Raw genomic sequence first — 14,737 nt, forward strand, 5'->3', positions numbered from 1 at the left:
TGACGACGACTTTATGAATTCTCGCGGTTTCACGCTGGTAGAGTGGCTGGTCGCTATGCTGCTCGGGCTATTTTTGTTGGCGGGGGTATTCACTGTTTTTGTGATGTCTCGCTCCAGCTCTCAAGATGCCTTTGATCAAAGTGAATTACAGGAAAATGGTCGATTGGCCATTCGGTTGATTAGCCAGGATATCAAATGGGCTGGCTTTTTTGGAGCTTATACTGGTCAGTCAACACAAGTTGGTTCTTCTCTGAGCCTCAGTGCTGACAGCATTGTTCCTGCCAGTAGCGATTGTCTGGATGAGCGCTCTGTCGGTAGTTTGCCATCACCTCTTGGGCCAATTCGCGGGCTTTGGGTTTCACGGGTCTCCGCAAGCAAAGGATTGAGTGGTTTTACTTGTATTGATGCCAACGATCGAGTGGCAAACTCCGATGTAATCAGTATCAAGCGACTGGTAGGGCGTCCTATACCAGCATCAGAGGGATTGGATACAAACCGCTTTTATATGGCAACCAATAGTCAGGAGGCGAGAGTCATCAAGGGAAGCGAAACCAGACCACTCTTTGGTGCCAATAATGAGAGCCAGATCTGGGAATACCAGCACTACATTTATTACCTGTCACAAGAAGATGGTATTCCTGTTTTACGCAAGCGCTATTTGACCGTCAATGGTGGTTCTTCTCTGATTGGTGGCGCCATGGCGGAAGGGGTTGAACATATGGTGTTGATGTATGGTGTTGACGACTCCTTGATCCCTGATGGGCGCATAGACAGATATATGTCAACGGACCAAATGACAACACAGCGCTGGAATGAGGGGCGAGTATTGGGTGCTCGGCTTTTCTTGCTGATTAGAGCCGCTCGGGAATCAAGTCGCTATAAGAATAACAATAGCTATCAACTCGGTAATATTACGGTTAATGGTGGTGGTGATGGTTATCGCCGTCTGCTATTGGAAAGCAGTATTGCATTACGCAATCAACAAATAACCACCCGAGGTGGAACATGAGATTGGTTAAAAAAAACCAGGGTGTAGCATTGATTGTTGCACTGGTTATTCTGGTTCCCTTGACTCTGATTGCGGTAGTCGTCATGCAATCCAGTGGTATGAGTCTGAAGATGGCGGGTTCTAGTGCCAGTTTGCAACGGGCGGAGCACGAAGTTGAAGGTACTCTGGAGTCTGCATTGAGCGATACTTCTCTCTCAACACAAATTGCAACGCAGACAATTGGTACTTCGGCGGCAATAGGCACTACCACTCCTGCTACTACTTTGACAGTCAATACAGAAAGTGTATGCAAACGAAAGTTTGAAGCCAGTAGCCAGAATGTAACGCCAGCTTGTCGTTATGCTGAAGCCACCACATCCAGTGCTTATGGCAAGGTGAATAGCCAAATGACCTTTACTGCCGGGGTAGAACAACCCTTGCTCAGTGCCAATTAGGGAGCGGGTGATGAACATAAGGAACTGTTTGTTTACAAGCTTGCTGGTATTGTGTTGCGGAATATCAGGGGGATCTTTGGCGGTAGGTACTGGTTATTCCGATGATACCGAGTTGTTTATTTATGACTTTGCCAAGGCGGGGGACTTCCGCCCTAAGGTGCTCTTTATTTTCGATAACTCGGGGAGTATGAAAAATACAACCGAAGTTGCTAAAGAGCCTTATGACTCATCGATAAGTTATCCATCATTGGCTAATGATCCAGATGTTAATAATAGTAATCGCTTCATCTATTTCTCCAGTGATGGAAAAGTTCCCACTATCAACAGTACCAAACGTTTTAGTGAGAATTTAAATGCATGTGCGACATCTAAAGGCCCTCTAAATAATGTGGGCCGATTTCAGTCACGAGTTTGGGGATATGAAATATATGATAAAAATAGAAAGGGGCGTTGGCGTTCTCTAAATGATTTTGATATTCACAGTATAATAATTGCAGATTGCCAGCAAGATATTGATGAGCAAAACGCAAACAATCAATATTTAGGTCCATATTCAACATATATTGTTGATGGTTATCCCGTTGACAAGCCAAATCGCACAACGGGAAGCTGGTTTTACACATCAAATGTAGCCAATGCTCTTGCTAGTGGTAGTTCTACCCAGATCTCATTATTTACGGCAAATTATGTCCGTTGGTATTACGGTAGTACAGGTGTGTCAACACAAACTCGATTGAAAGTTGCTCAGGATGCAGTCAAAGAACTGGTTTTGGCTACGCCAGCTGTCGATTTTGGTCTGGCTGTTTTTAACTACAATGATGGCAATGAACCAGGTAGTAGAAATGGTGGAAGAATAATCCGCAATATTGTAGGTAACGATGCCATCCTCACCTCTGGTAAAAGCGGTGCGCAGGATTTGATTGACAAGGTAAATAGTTTGAGCTCTGACACTTGGACTCCCTTGTGTGAAACACTATACGAATCATATAGATACTTTGGCGGTTTGGGGGTGTACTTTGGTGACGATGATGTAAATCGTACTCCCAAGCGGGATAGCAATGCTGAAGTAACATCGGGTATATATAAAACCCCCTATGATAAATGTTCCAATAATGGTTATATCATCTATATGACAGATGGTGAACCAACCAATGATAAAGCAGCAGATTCCCTTGTCGCCAACCTGATCAGCACGTTATCTACAGAGGATAAGGTTGCTTATGGCGGCTTGGTTAGTTATGGGTCTTCTGGTGAAAAAAGCTATCTTGCTGCACTTGCCGGATATATGAAAAATAATGATGTAAACACCTCGGCTATTGGCAAACAAACAGTCACAACATTCACCGTGGGTTTTGGAGATGAAGCAATTAAGGGGGCCGGTGCATTATTGGCAGAGACTGCTCGTCGTGGTGGGGGTAAATACTATCCAGCAACCGATGCAACCCAACTTAACGAAGCATTAAAATCATCATTACTAGCTATCTTGAAAATGAATACCTCGTTGGTCTCTCCCGCCATTGCCACTAATAACTTTGACCGTACTCGCAGTCTGAATAATATTTATTACGCAATGTTTGAGCCTGGTTCTGGTCCACGATGGAAGGGCAATCTTAAAAAGCTGGTTCTTAATCCAGATAAGGGTTATGTAATCGATCAGAGTGGCTTACCTGCGATATCCAGTGATGGAACAATTCTTGAGTCAGCAAGAACCTATTGGTCATCCACCAGTGATGGTAACAAGGTTGCCGAGGGTGGGGTACAAGAAATGCTGGCTGCTAAAACCAATCGCAATCTTTATATTATTCCCCCTTCCACTAATACATTAACTCCCTTTAGCAAGTCTGCTCTTGAGGGCATGGCAGGCGGGGCGACGCAGCTACGCACTGTCATGAAGCTTGATAGTGCTGATAGCATGGATGACCTGCTTAATTGGACCAAGGGGATTGATGCGTTTGATGAGAGTCAGGATGGTGATAGAACAGATAATCGGGAGCATATTCTTGGTGACCCGTTGCATTCACGGCCATTAGTGATCAACTATGGTTGTACAACGTCGACAGGACAGACTACATGTACACCTGACTTGCGCATTGTGATGGGAAGTAATGCCGGCTTCTTGCATATGTTTAAAGACAGCGGCGCCACGGTTGATGAAAGCTGGGCCGTTATGCCTTATCAATTTATCGCGAATCAGAAAGCGCTGCGAGAAAACCTGGATTCATCGGCTCATCTATATGGTGTAGATTCATCGCCCACTGTGCTGGTCAATGAGCAAGTCAAAGATGGTCATATCAAGTCGTCACAAGGTGACAAAGTGTGGTTATTTACCGGGTTGCGCGGTGGTGGCAAGGCCTATTATGCGTTGAATATATCCGATCCGGACTCCCCTTCGCTTATGTGGCGGTTGGATAAAAACAGCGCCGGTTTCAGCAAACTGGGCGAGACCTGGTCGATCCCCGAGGTTGCGTTCATTCCCGGTTATTACACAGAAACCAATGGTAAAAAAACCTATAAGCCAGTCCTGATATTCTCTGGAGGTTATGATCAGGCCAAGAGCTATTTGGGCCAGGGGGCTGAAGACAGTGAAGGGTTGGGTATTTATATCGTGGATGCTGAGGCCGGCACGCTGTTGTTAAGCTTTACCCCGGATGTGGCCAGTGCAACCAACAAACAGGTTGCAGGCATGGTTTATAGCATGCCTGGCGCTGTTTCTGTGCTGGACAGCGATGGAGATGGTGTATCTGACCGGGTTTATGCGGGTGATACCGGCGGTCAGATCTGGCGCATCGACATGAAGGGGACAGAAAAATCCAAATGGACGGCCATCAAGTTTGCCAGTTTGGGAAATGCACATTTAAGTGGAACTGCCAAGAAGCTGGAAGATGATCGCCGTTTCTTTACCCAGCCCGTATTGGTGCGCACCATCAATAAAGGTTGGAAATATGATGGGACAAATTATCTTTACAGCGAGCGTCCGTTTGATGCCGTATTGATAGGCAGTGGTGATAGAAACCGCCCCTCCTCGGAGGCGACAACCCAAAATGTGTATGTGATGCTACGTGACTACAATGTTAATCCAACCTTGTTTGGGGCAACGTCTGAACCAGCGGTGCCATCAAGTATCACACTGAACGATCTCTACGATGTGACCAGCGATCCCTTTACGGGTTTGAATGAAGAGCAGATTGTAAACACCACCAAGGCGTTGACCAGCAAGTTGGGATGGAAATTCTGGCTCAATGAAAGCGGTGAAAAATCAATGGGGGCTGGTTTGGTGTTGCAAGGCAAGCTCTATTTCACCTCCTTTTTGCCTCAGGTACAGGATTTCCAACAATGTACGATTCAATCGATCGGTGCCATGCGCCAATATATGATTGATATGCACTATGGCACTTCTTTCAAATATGTACTGGATAGCAACAATCAGGAAGTTATTCAGCGTTACGTAGAGGTGCAAAATAAGGTTGCTGATGATCTGGTTATTCATGGTGGGGATGATGGCCGGATCAGGATTATAGGTGGTGCTCCGGGCAAGGAGGTCATCCTCAAAGATGATGGGAAGGGAGAGCCTGAGCGCTGTACCGGTGAAGGAGAATGCTCACAAGGTGCGGAAGAGGCAAAAATGGATATGTCTCCCAAGAAAATCTATCTCTATGAAGGAGAACAGGGATGAAACGCATGCTGCTCTGGTGTGTGGGCTTGCCCTTGTTGGTTCATGCTCAAACGGAAGACATGAAATGTTATGTCACTCTGGAAGGTGGCGTGCAGATGGTGTTGCAGCAACCGGTTGCTGATACGAGCAAGGCAAATCTGGTCAGGGTATTTAAACAGAAAGGTTATGAGATTGATGGGGTGGTGCATCTTGTCACAGAGGTAATCGAGTGCGTTCCTTTGGCGGCTAACTTTTCGCTGGCTGATGCAAAAAAACAAGATGAAATCCAACCCAGATAACGTTGGTTATTGAGTAGGGTAAAGGGGCTAAGAACAACTCAGCCCCTTTTTTTCGCTTCTGCTTCTGCCAGATGGGGAAACGATGATATCGACTCTGGGTACTTGGTCGATACAAAACCGGAGTGTCATGTTGGTGCCAATCGCAGTGCCATCTGGACTAAATCGCACAAATTGTCGATTGGCCGTCACGGTATGTTTTTCAAGAAAGGGTTCTGTTGCTGATAACAAGATATCGCCACTTGCAATATCGAATTGGCGATCCTGATTGGTGTCGATAAAGACAAGCATGCGCTGGGCGCCGGTTTGATTTGCGAGTACACAGCCTTCTTTTGTGGAGTTTCTGACAGGCATGGCAAGACATGCTGTGACGGGTTGCTGCTGTGTGATGGCTTGCCGTTGGCCGAAGATCAGGTGGTCCTGCAGGTTTCTTGTGTAGATGTCGCTGTCGGTAGATGTCAGCAGATTTGCCAATGACGGCAGTCCCAAGGTCAGCAGGATGGTTGTCAGGCTTGCAGATATTAAAAACTCAAGCAGGGTAAATCCATTTCGTGCCATAGCGTATGAGTCCTTGTTCAAAGGAGACTCTAAGCATAGCTATTGGATTGAAATGGATCCTTTTGTGCTCGTGTGTGTTTCGCGGTAGTTAATGCTGGTCATGGACATACAGCACCACTTGCCTGGCTATGGGCACGCCCGGCAGGCATAACTTCAATCTGAACGCCCTTTTCGCCGCTGACACAGAGTGAAAAGATGACCTCGCTGTCAGACGTAATGGTGCCATCTGGGGTGAAGCGCAGCGCCTGTGCATCTGCAGAAATGGCCAGTTCTGCAGGAAACTCGGGACTTGCCGTCAGAGTTGTTTCGCTGCCATTGAGCTTCTGATCGCTATTAGTATCGATAAAAGCGATCTGCCGGGTCGCTCCATTTTGATTGGCAGTAACGCACTCTTCTACAGAATTATTGATAGTGGTCAGGCAGAGAGTAACCGTTTGCTGGTTAGAGATAGCCTGTTGTCTGGCATAGTTTAAGTGGTTGAGAAGGCTTTTTTCCTGGGTCGCCAAATTATTGCTGCCAAGCAGGTTAGAGAGGGAAGGAATACCAATCCCCAACAGAATGACGCCCAGCGCAATGGCTATCATCAACTCCATCAGGGTAAATCCGGCGTTTTTCATATCTGCGAAGGCCTGTCGTTCCGTGACTATCTACAGCTTATCCTTCCCGCAGGTTGCTGTCACACGGTTACGCCTGTCTTGAACTGGCAGATTGCCCCCCTTTTCTTTATCATTCCCCATCATTTTCGAATTCAAGATGCATCGCCATGGCAAAAGCCCTCTCTCTGATGCTTGCCCAGTTGAATCTGACGGTAGGCGCCATCGAAGATAACACTGACAAAGTGCTCGCTGCGGCGGCTCAGGCCGAGCAGCAAGGTGCCGATATGCTGGTCTGCTCCGAGCTGGCCCTGACCGGCTATCCACCGGAAGATCTGCTGCTGCGCGCCGATCTGATGATGCGGGTCGAAGCCGCGTTGGCTCGTGTTGCCGAATGGCAGGGCAACTGTGCCATTTTGGTGGGGCATCCCTGGCGTGAAGGAGAGGCGCTCTACAACGCGGCGTCACTCTATGAGCAGGGCAAGCTGATTGCCCGTTACTTCAAGCAGGACTTGCCCAACTACGGCGTGTTTGATGAGAAGCGCTACTTTACCGCTGCAAGCGAGACCTGCGTGGTGCCGTTCCGTGGTTATCAGCTAGGGCTGCTCATCTGCGAAGACCTGTGGCAACCGGGCCCGGCGCTGGCCGCCAAGGCAGCGGGGGCCGAGCTGCTGCTCACCATCAACGCCTCGCCCTATGATCAGGAGAAACCCTGGATCCGCCGCGAGCTGATGGCCGAACGCTGCGATCAGACCGGTCTGCCGCTGGTCTACCTCAATCAGGTGTGTGGTCAGGACGAGCTGATTTTCGACGGCTGCTCCAAGGTGTTCAGCAGCCAGGGCGAGTTGACTCACAAGCTGGCCCCGTTTGCCGAAGAGCTGGCGCTGGTACGTTTTGCTGATGGCCAGCCGGTGAAGGAGCGGGAACCCGCTGCGCCGCTGGAGCCGTTGGCCGAGACCTATCAGGCGCTGGTGCTGGCAGTGCGCGACTACGTTACCAAGAACGGCTTCCACGGCGCTGTGCTGGGTCTATCCGGCGGCATCGACTCGGCGCTGACGCTGGCCATTGCGGCCGATGCCATCGGTGCCGACAAGGTGCAGGCGGTGATGATGCCGTTCCGCTACACCGCCCAGATGAGTGTGGAAGATGCCAAGGAGCAGGCCGAGCGGATGGGGGTTGAGTTCAACATCATCTCCATCGAGCCTATGTTCGAAGGGTTTATGACCCAGCTGGCGCCGCTGTTTGAAGGCACCGCCCGCGATACCACCGAAGAGAACCTGCAGGCCCGCTGCCGCGGTGTGCTGCTGATGGCGCTCTCCAACAAGCGTCGTCGTATCGTGCTGACCACTGGCAACAAGAGTGAAATGGCTGTGGGTTATGCCACCCTGTACGGTGACATGGCGGGCGGTTTCGACGTGCTGAAAGATGTGCCCAAGACGCTGGTTTTCAAGTTGTGCGAATATCGCAACTCGGTCGACTACGTGATCCCGCAGCGGGTTATCGACCGCCCCCCTTCAGCGGAGCTGGCGCCGGATCAGGTGGATCAGGACAGCCTGCCCCCGTATGACATCCTTGATGCCATCCTCAAGCGTTACGTGGAAGAGGATGCATCGGTCGCCGACATGGTGGCAGAAGGCTTCGAGGAAGCGGTGGTGCGCAAGGTGATCCGCTTGGTGGATCTCAACGAATACAAGCGCCGTCAGGCGGCGGTCGGGCCCCGCATTACGGCTCGCAACTTTGGTAAGGATCGCCGTTACCCCATTACATCCGGGTTCGGCAAACAGAACTGGTAAGGAGTCACCATGAAGAAGATTGAAGCCATCATCAAACCGTTCAAGCTGGACGATGTGCGCGAGGCCCTGGCCGAGATCGGCATCAACGGCATGACCGTATCCGAAGTCAAAGGCTTCGGCCGCCAGAAGGGCCATACCGAGCTCTATCGCGGCGCCGAATATATGGTCGACTTCCTGCCTAAAGTGAAGGTGGAGCTGGTGGTGCAGGACGAGGATCTCGATGCCTGTCTGGAAGCGATCCAGAACACCGCCCGCACCGGCAAGATTGGTGATGGCAAAATCTTCGTCTGCGAGGTGGAGCGTGTCATTCGTATCCGTACTGGCGAAGAGAACGAAGACGCGATCTGATGAGATTGCCGTGCCTCGTGATGAGCCAACGAATGGAGACTCGATCCCGCTGATGTCCTGGATGCGTCTCGTTGCGGTGGCCGGCCTGCTGGCCGGTCTGACTGCCTGCAGTACCCTGCCGCCGGCCCAGCCGGAGAATCTGTGCCAGATCTTTCGGGAGAAGCCTGAGTGGCACAAGGCCGCGCTCAAGATGAACGAGAAGTGGGGGACGCCGATCCATGTGGTGATGGCCATGATGTATCAGGAGTCCTCGTACGTACATGATGCTCAGCCGCCGATGCAGTATTTCCTCTTCATCCCGACCGGGCGGGCCAGTTCGGCTTATGGTTATGCTCAGGTCAAAGATGAAACCTGGGCGGATTACCAGCGGGAAACCGGCAACAGCTGGAGTGACCGCGATGACTTTGCCGACGCCATCGATTTTATGGGTTGGTACACTAACAAAGCCCAGCGGCTCAATGGCACCTCCAAGTGGGATGCCTATGGCCAGTATCTCAATTATCACGAAGGGTGGGGTGGCTATCGGCGTGGCAGCTATCGCAGCAAGGGGTGGTTGATGAAAACCTCGCGCAAGGTGGAAGCTCGCGCCCAGCGCTACGGCGCCCAGTATCGACAATGCAAGGATCAGCTCTCCCGCGGGGGTGGTTCTGGTAACCCAATCAGGAGTCAGAAATGCCGTTATTGGACAGTTTTACCGTTGACCACACCCGTATGGAAGCGCCAGCGGTGCGTGTGGCCAAGACCATGCAGACCCCGAACAAGGACACCATTACCGTGTTTGACCTGCGTTTCTGTGTGCCTAACCAGGAGATACTCTCCGAGCGCGGTATCCATACGCTGGAGCACCTGTTCGCCGGTTTTATGCGTGATCACCTGAACGGCAACGGCGTGGAGATCATCGATATCTCCCCCATGGGTTGCCGTACCGGCTTCTACATGAGCCTGATCGGCGCGCCGGACGAAGCCCGTGTTGGCGCAGCCTGGCAGGCAGCCATGAGCGACGTGCTGACCGTGCAGGATCAGGCCAAGATCCCCGAGCTGAACGAGTATCAGTGCGGCACCTACAGCATGCACTCGCTGGAAGAGGCGCACGCCATAGCCCGTCATGTGCTGGAGCGCGGTATCGGCGTCAACCACAACGACGAGCTGGCCCTGCCGGAAGAGAAGCTGAAGAGTCTGTGAGGCTGATGAGCTGTCGCTCATCGGATAACCTCTTCAGGGAATGTTAAAAGAGCCGGTCAGCCATGCTGACCGGCTCTTTTTTATCTCGCCCGACCGCAATAGTGAGGATGGCTTGCTCACTTTGCCGACTCTGATTAGGATGGTTTTTGAACCGAATCCGTTGGCGGAGGTGTGACGATGAAGGGGGTATTGCTGCGTTGGCTGGCCCGTTATGACGCATGGTGCGAGGAGTGGGGGCTCACCCAGGAGAACCGGCGCTGCTGCACGCCGGTTCGTTATGATGATGATTCAAGCAAAGAGCGAGCTTGTGCAGAAGAGGCTGAGCTCAATCAAAATTGCGGGTCACGGCACCGGTAACACTGTTGTACTCGAAGCCAAGGCCATTTCGATAATCCGAGCTGGTCTGGAAGCGGCCAATTGAGTCGCGCAGGATATAGCGGCAGTTAAGATGCTCTTCGCCATTCGCATCAATCGCTCCTGTGGAGACAACATCTGTTAAGTAATCCGCTTTACTATCAATCACCGGGCCAAAATTTACCGCTTCTACGCTATAGTCGCTATCCATCATGTCTTCAAATAGAAAGCGGCAATCAGCTCCGCTGCTAACGGATATGTAATCGGACTGGCCTGTTATATACATGTCATCCAGTCCTTTTTGACCTTGGTCTTCATCAGAACCAACAGGCCAGCCATACATATTGATATCCATATTTTTCACGCCAAAACTGCTCAGGTTGTAGAGCGCGATCGCTTGCCCCTGTACTTTCACCGCCCACCCAGCATGAGCCAGCTGAACTGCACTGGCAAAGCTGCCAGCGGTCGCCGAGACCGTGCTTTTCAGGGCATCATCCTTGATATTGATAAAGCGGGGCAGGGCGGTAACGGCCAGGATCCCCAGCACTATGATCACCAGCACCAGTTCAATCAGGGTAAAGCCGTTGTTTCTGTTGTTCATCATGTTCAATGACCCATTAAATACCGCAAACAGGTGTGAGTGATATGCAGCTGATAGATACCCATTGCCATCTCGACTTTCCGGTGTTCGACCTGGACAGGGAGGCGCTGCTGGCCCGTTGTCGGGCATTAGGGGTAACGGAGTATATCATTCCTGCCATCGCAGAGGATAACTGGACTCGTGTGATGGCACTGGCAGATCAGCATGACGGCCTCTTTTATGGTCTGGGCATTCATCCCTGGTATGCCGGTGAGCAGCGGGAGGGGGTGATGGAGCGGCTGCGAACGCTGGTAATGAGCCAGCCTGCCGGGCTGGTGGCCATAGGCGAGTGCGGGCTGGACCTCCGTTCTCACGTGCCGCAGGAGGGGCAGCTTGCGCTGTTTGAGGCTCAGATCCGGCTGGCTGCCGATGTCGGGCTTCCCCTGATGATCCACTCGGTGCGCGCCAATGACACTGTGGCCAAGCTGTTGCGCCGCTTCAAGCCGCCACGTGGCGGGGTGATCCATGCTTTCAGCGGTTCGTTGCAGCAGGCGGAGGCCTTCTGGCAACTGGGCTTTCGACTCGGGGTGGGCGGGGTAATCAGTTTTGAACGGGCGAACAAGACGCGAGAGGTATTTCGGGCCATGCCGCTCGAGGCACTGGTGCTGGAAACCGATTCGCCCGATATGCCCTTACAAGGTGAGCAAGGCACCCGGAATACCCCGGAAGCGCTGCCGAAAATAGCGGAAATATTGATGACCTTGCGGGAGGAATCATCAGCGGATGTTACCAAGGTGTTATTTGAAACTGCCCGGCATATTTTCCATCACGACCAATAGCCATGAAACAAATTTGCAACACCTGATTTAGTTGTCAGGAAAAAAAATGAGCGTAAAAATCGTTTGCTGTCTAATTTTGTGACACTTGGACATTTTGATAACGATAAAATGTGACCAGCATTCTATTTTATCGGACTTTAATTAGTATAATGCGCTCCCCTTGATTAGTTGGGTTTAATAACAACTCGCTAACAAGCCAGGTGCTACTAGAGGAAGATAATAATGAATTTGTTCATGGGTCTGGTAGGGATGGCGACGCTCGTCCTTATCGCGGTGCTGTTCTCCAGCAATCGCAAGGCAATCAACGTCCGTACCGTTGTCGGTGCGTTCGCAATTCAAGCCGGTCTGGGGGCATTTGTTCTCTATGTTCCGGTTGGTCGCGATATCCTGGTCGGCGTGTCCGACGCGGTATCCAGCGTGATCAGCTACGGCCAGAACGGGATCGACTTCCTGTTTGGCGGTCTGGTCAGCAACAAGATGTTTGAAGTGTTCGGTGGCGGCGGCTTTGTCTTTGCCTTCCGTGTTCTGCCGGTCATCATCTTCTTCTCTTCCCTGATTGCAGTGCTCTATTACCTGGGCATCATGCAGATGGTCATCAAGTTGCTGGGCGGCGGTCTGCAGAAAGTATTGGGTACTTCCCGCACCGAATCCCTCTCTGCAACTGCCAACATCTTCGTCGGTCAGACCGAAGCGCCGCTGGTGGTTCGTCCTTACATCGCCAAGATGACTGACTCCGAGCTGTTCGCCGTCATGTGTGGTGGTCTGGCTTCCGTTGCCGGTTCCGTACTGGCCGGTTACGCCTCCATGGGCGTGAAGATGGAGTACCTGATTGCTGCCTCCTTCATGGCTGCACCGGGTGGTCTGCTGTTCGCCAAGCTGCTGGTTCCCGAGACAGAGACCCCGAACTACGACGAAAGCTCTGCCGATGCCGAGCTGGATGACAAGCCTGCCAACGTCATTGACGCTGCTGCTGCTGGCGCTTCTGCCGGTATGCAACTGGCCCTGAACGTTGGCGCCATGCTGCTGGCCTTCATCGGTCTGATCGCCATGATCAACGGCATCTTCTCCGGTGTGGGTGGCTGGTTCGGTTATCCGCAACTCTCTCTGGAACTGCTGCTGGGCTGGATCTTCTCCCCGCTGGCCTTCCTGATCGGTGTGCCCTGGAATGAAGCAGTGGTTGCCGGTTCCTTCATCGGTCAGAAGCTGGTAGTGAACGAGTTCGTGGCTTACCTGAACTTCGCTCCGTACCTGAAAGACGAAGTGCTGATCAACGGTGTGGCCATGTCCGATCACACCAAGGCGATCATCTCCTTCGCGCTGTGTGGTTTTGCCAACCTCTCCTCTGTTGCCATCCTGCTGGGTGGTCTGGGGTCCATGGCGCCGAACCGCCGCGGCACCATTGCACGCTTTGGTCTGAAAGCCGTACTGGCTGGCTCTCTGTCCAACCTGATGTCTGCCACTATCGCAGGCTTCTTCCTGGCACTGTCCGGCATGTAATCGCCGCCTGACTGACAGGGTATAAACGCGAACGCCACGGCATCTGCCGTGGCGTTCGCGTATGGAGCGGTGACAACCGTTTTCCTATCTAAACTAATAATAAAATGAGTCAAATCGGAGGTTATATGAATGAAGTGCTACTGGCGATGGTGGCCGGCTTTATAGTTGGTTTGTTGTTTTCTTTCCTCAAATTGCCGATCCCGGCGCCTCCCGTTTTGTCCGGGGTAATGGGGATCGTCGGGGTCTATCTGGGGGGATTGGCCTACTCCTGGATCCTGACCCGTTTCTTTTCGTAAGGCTTTTTTAGACCTGGATTTGCCAGATGTGAGGTACCTCTGAAATTGGCAAATCCGGCTTGCAAACAGGGGGTATCTCGGCTGAAATAGGCGTTGCCAGCAGGGTGCTGGCAATGACTAATACTCGATGAAATCGGGTGTTGGCGGTCAAATGGAATTGATTGGGAAGTCGGGTCAGATGTTGTCGGCCTTTCTCAAGTCTTCATGGAACCAAGTCCGCACTTTTGTAAGAAAGTGACAGGGCTCTTGCCTTATTTACAGTCGCAGTGCCTGCAGGGTGTTTTGAATAGCATCCCGATAGTGCCGGTGCCTTCGCACTGTAATTCCATTCCCGTATAGCTGGGGATTACTGCCTGTGCATCCATCGCTGGATGGTATGGTGGTGCCCGGTTATCTGGATTAAATCGAGACTTTGGAGAACAGAATGACTGATCTGAAAGTGGCCGCTCAGCGCGCCCTGAACCTGATGGACCTGACCACCCTGAACGATGACGACACCGATCAGAAGGTGATCGACCTGTGCCATAAGGCCAAGTCACCGGCTGGCCTGACCGCTGCCGTCTGCATCTACCCCCGTTTTATCCCTATCGCTCGCAAAACTCTGCGTGAGATCGGCGCAGCCGACGTACGCATTGCGACCGTGACCAACTTCCCGCACGGCAACGACGACATCGAGATCGCCGTGGCCGAAACCCGTGCCGCCGTCGCCTACGGTGCTGACGAAGTGGACGTGGTGTTCCCGTACCGCGCCTTCATGGCCGGTAATGAACAGATCGGTTTTGATCTGGTCAAAGCCTGTAAAGAGGCCTGCGGTGCCAACGTGCTGCTGAAAGTGATCATCGAAACCGGCGAGCTGAAAGAAGAGGCGCTGATCCGTCGCGCTTCCGAAATCTGTATCGATGCCGGTGCCGACTTCATCAAGACCTCCACCGGCAAGGTGCCGGTCAATGCGACCCCGGAAGCGGCACGCATCATGATGGAAGTGATCAAGGCCAAGAATCCGAAAGTCGGCTTCAAGCCTGCTGGTGGCGTGAAAGATGCCGCCGTGGCGGGTCAGTACCTGGCCATGGCCGAAGAGATCCTCGGCAACGACTGGGTATCCGCCCGTACCTTCCGCTTTGGTGCATCCAGCCTGCTGGCCAGTCTGCTGGCCACTTTGGGGCATGGCGACAAGCCGGCCAACACCAGCGGTTACTAATAGGTTGATGAGAGGGCGGACGGCTGTCCGCCCTGTTAGCCCCCACCATGCGGTGTGCGGGCAAGGATTCAGGCTTGTGTAACGCCAGCAATGGCGGAGGGAATGAAA

General features: G+C 52.1%; 14 protein-coding genes and 1 pseudogene. 12 read left to right on the forward strand and 3 right to left on the reverse strand.

The genetic code is table 11. The features are described 5' to 3' along the window. Positions 1–13: 13 nt before the first annotated feature. The 4 genes from ACTG2B_RS03530 to tapY2 are packed head-to-tail and all read left to right on the forward strand — an operon-like array spanning position 14 to position 5,394. Entirely contained in the window at positions 14–1,009 is a 996-nt protein-coding gene (locus tag ACTG2B_RS03530) for a PilW family protein (protein ID WP_115521302.1), read from the forward strand. Beyond that, positions 1,006–1,443, forward strand: coding sequence for a type IVa pilus pseudopilin TppD (gene tppD, locus ACTG2B_RS03535; RefSeq protein WP_083243732.1), 438 nt, complete (start codon positions 1,006–1,008; stop codon positions 1,441–1,443). The genes ACTG2B_RS03530 and tppD overlap by 4 nt, the downstream gene beginning before the upstream one ends. A 10-nt stretch (positions 1,444–1,453) precedes the next feature. Next, the gene (locus ACTG2B_RS03540) at positions 1,454–5,116 is read left to right on the forward strand and encodes a pilus assembly protein (RefSeq protein ID WP_429201463.1); all 3,663 of its coding nucleotides are present in this window, start codon (positions 1,454–1,456) and stop codon (positions 5,114–5,116) included. Continuing rightward, a complete protein-coding gene (tapY2, locus tag ACTG2B_RS03545) occupies positions 5,113–5,394 on the forward strand; it encodes a type IVa secretion system protein TapY2 (protein WP_309508046.1) in 282 nt (93 codons plus the stop codon). Before ACTG2B_RS03540 ends, tapY2 begins: the two co-directional genes overlap by 4 nt. A 27-nt stretch (positions 5,395–5,421) precedes the next feature. On the opposite strand, the gene ACTG2B_RS03550 is transcribed toward tapY2, so the two are convergent. Further along, positions 5,422–5,949 carry a GspH/FimT family protein gene (locus tag ACTG2B_RS03550; RefSeq protein ID WP_150390245.1) on the reverse strand — a complete coding sequence of 176 codons (528 nt, stop codon included), beginning with the start codon at positions 5,947–5,949 and terminating at the stop codon, positions 5,422–5,424. Between the two features lie 98 nt (positions 5,950–6,047). Then, positions 6,048–6,566 carry a GspH/FimT family pseudopilin gene (locus ACTG2B_RS03555; protein WP_108612714.1) on the reverse strand — a complete coding sequence of 173 codons (519 nt, stop codon included), beginning with the start codon at positions 6,564–6,566 and terminating at the stop codon, positions 6,048–6,050. A 146-nt stretch (positions 6,567–6,712) separates the two neighbouring features. Here ACTG2B_RS03555 and ACTG2B_RS03560 point away from each other — a divergent pair, with 146 nt between their 5' ends. The 4 genes and pseudogenes from ACTG2B_RS03560 to luxS all read left to right on the forward strand — a co-directional run bounded on the left by ACTG2B_RS03560 (position 6,713) and on the right by luxS (position 9,865). Beyond that, on the forward strand, positions 6,713–8,335 hold the full coding sequence (locus ACTG2B_RS03560; RefSeq protein WP_439995214.1) for an NAD+ synthase: 1,623 nt from the start codon (positions 6,713–6,715) through the stop codon (positions 8,333–8,335). 9 nt (positions 8,336–8,344) lie between these two features. Then, complete coding sequence (gene glnB, locus ACTG2B_RS03565; protein WP_005308848.1) at positions 8,345–8,683, forward strand: nitrogen regulatory protein P-II; 339 nt, start codon at positions 8,345–8,347, stop codon at positions 8,681–8,683. A 61-nt stretch (positions 8,684–8,744) separates the two neighbouring features. Further along, positions 8,745–9,242, forward strand: a pseudogene (locus ACTG2B_RS03570) (transglycosylase SLT domain-containing protein); the annotation flags it as partial. 113 nt (positions 9,243–9,355) lie between these two features. After that, positions 9,356–9,865 carry an S-ribosylhomocysteine lyase gene (luxS, locus tag ACTG2B_RS03575; protein ID WP_005340462.1) on the forward strand — a complete coding sequence of 170 codons (510 nt, stop codon included), beginning with the start codon at positions 9,356–9,358 and terminating at the stop codon, positions 9,863–9,865. Between the two features lie 325 nt (positions 9,866–10,190). Here the strand turns inward: luxS and ACTG2B_RS03580 are convergent, their stop codons facing one another. After that, a complete protein-coding gene (locus ACTG2B_RS03580) occupies positions 10,191–10,823 on the reverse strand; it encodes a type II secretion system protein (RefSeq protein WP_439995215.1) in 633 nt (210 codons plus the stop codon). Between the two features lie 41 nt (positions 10,824–10,864). Between ACTG2B_RS03580 and ACTG2B_RS03585 the strand changes: the two genes are divergently transcribed. The 4 genes from ACTG2B_RS03585 to deoC all read left to right on the forward strand — a co-directional run bounded on the left by ACTG2B_RS03585 (position 10,865) and on the right by deoC (position 14,629). Beyond that, complete coding sequence (locus ACTG2B_RS03585) at positions 10,865–11,638, forward strand: TatD family hydrolase (protein WP_439995216.1); 774 nt, start codon at positions 10,865–10,867, stop codon at positions 11,636–11,638. Between the two features lie 222 nt (positions 11,639–11,860). Then, the gene (locus tag ACTG2B_RS03590) at positions 11,861–13,135 is read left to right on the forward strand and encodes a NupC/NupG family nucleoside CNT transporter (RefSeq protein WP_005340466.1); all 1,275 of its coding nucleotides are present in this window, start codon (positions 11,861–11,863) and stop codon (positions 13,133–13,135) included. Between the two features lie 125 nt (positions 13,136–13,260). Then, entirely contained in the window at positions 13,261–13,431 is a 171-nt protein-coding gene (locus ACTG2B_RS03595; RefSeq protein ID WP_005340467.1) for a XapX domain-containing protein, read from the forward strand. Between the two features lie 424 nt (positions 13,432–13,855). Further along, a complete protein-coding gene (deoC, locus tag ACTG2B_RS03600; protein ID WP_005340468.1) occupies positions 13,856–14,629 on the forward strand; it encodes a deoxyribose-phosphate aldolase in 774 nt (257 codons plus the stop codon). Positions 14,630–14,737 lie beyond the last annotated feature (108 nt).

Source organism: Aeromonas sp. 30P (assembly GCF_051919805.1).
GTDB classification, from domain to species: domain Bacteria; phylum Pseudomonadota; class Gammaproteobacteria; order Enterobacterales; family Aeromonadaceae; genus Aeromonas; species Aeromonas veronii.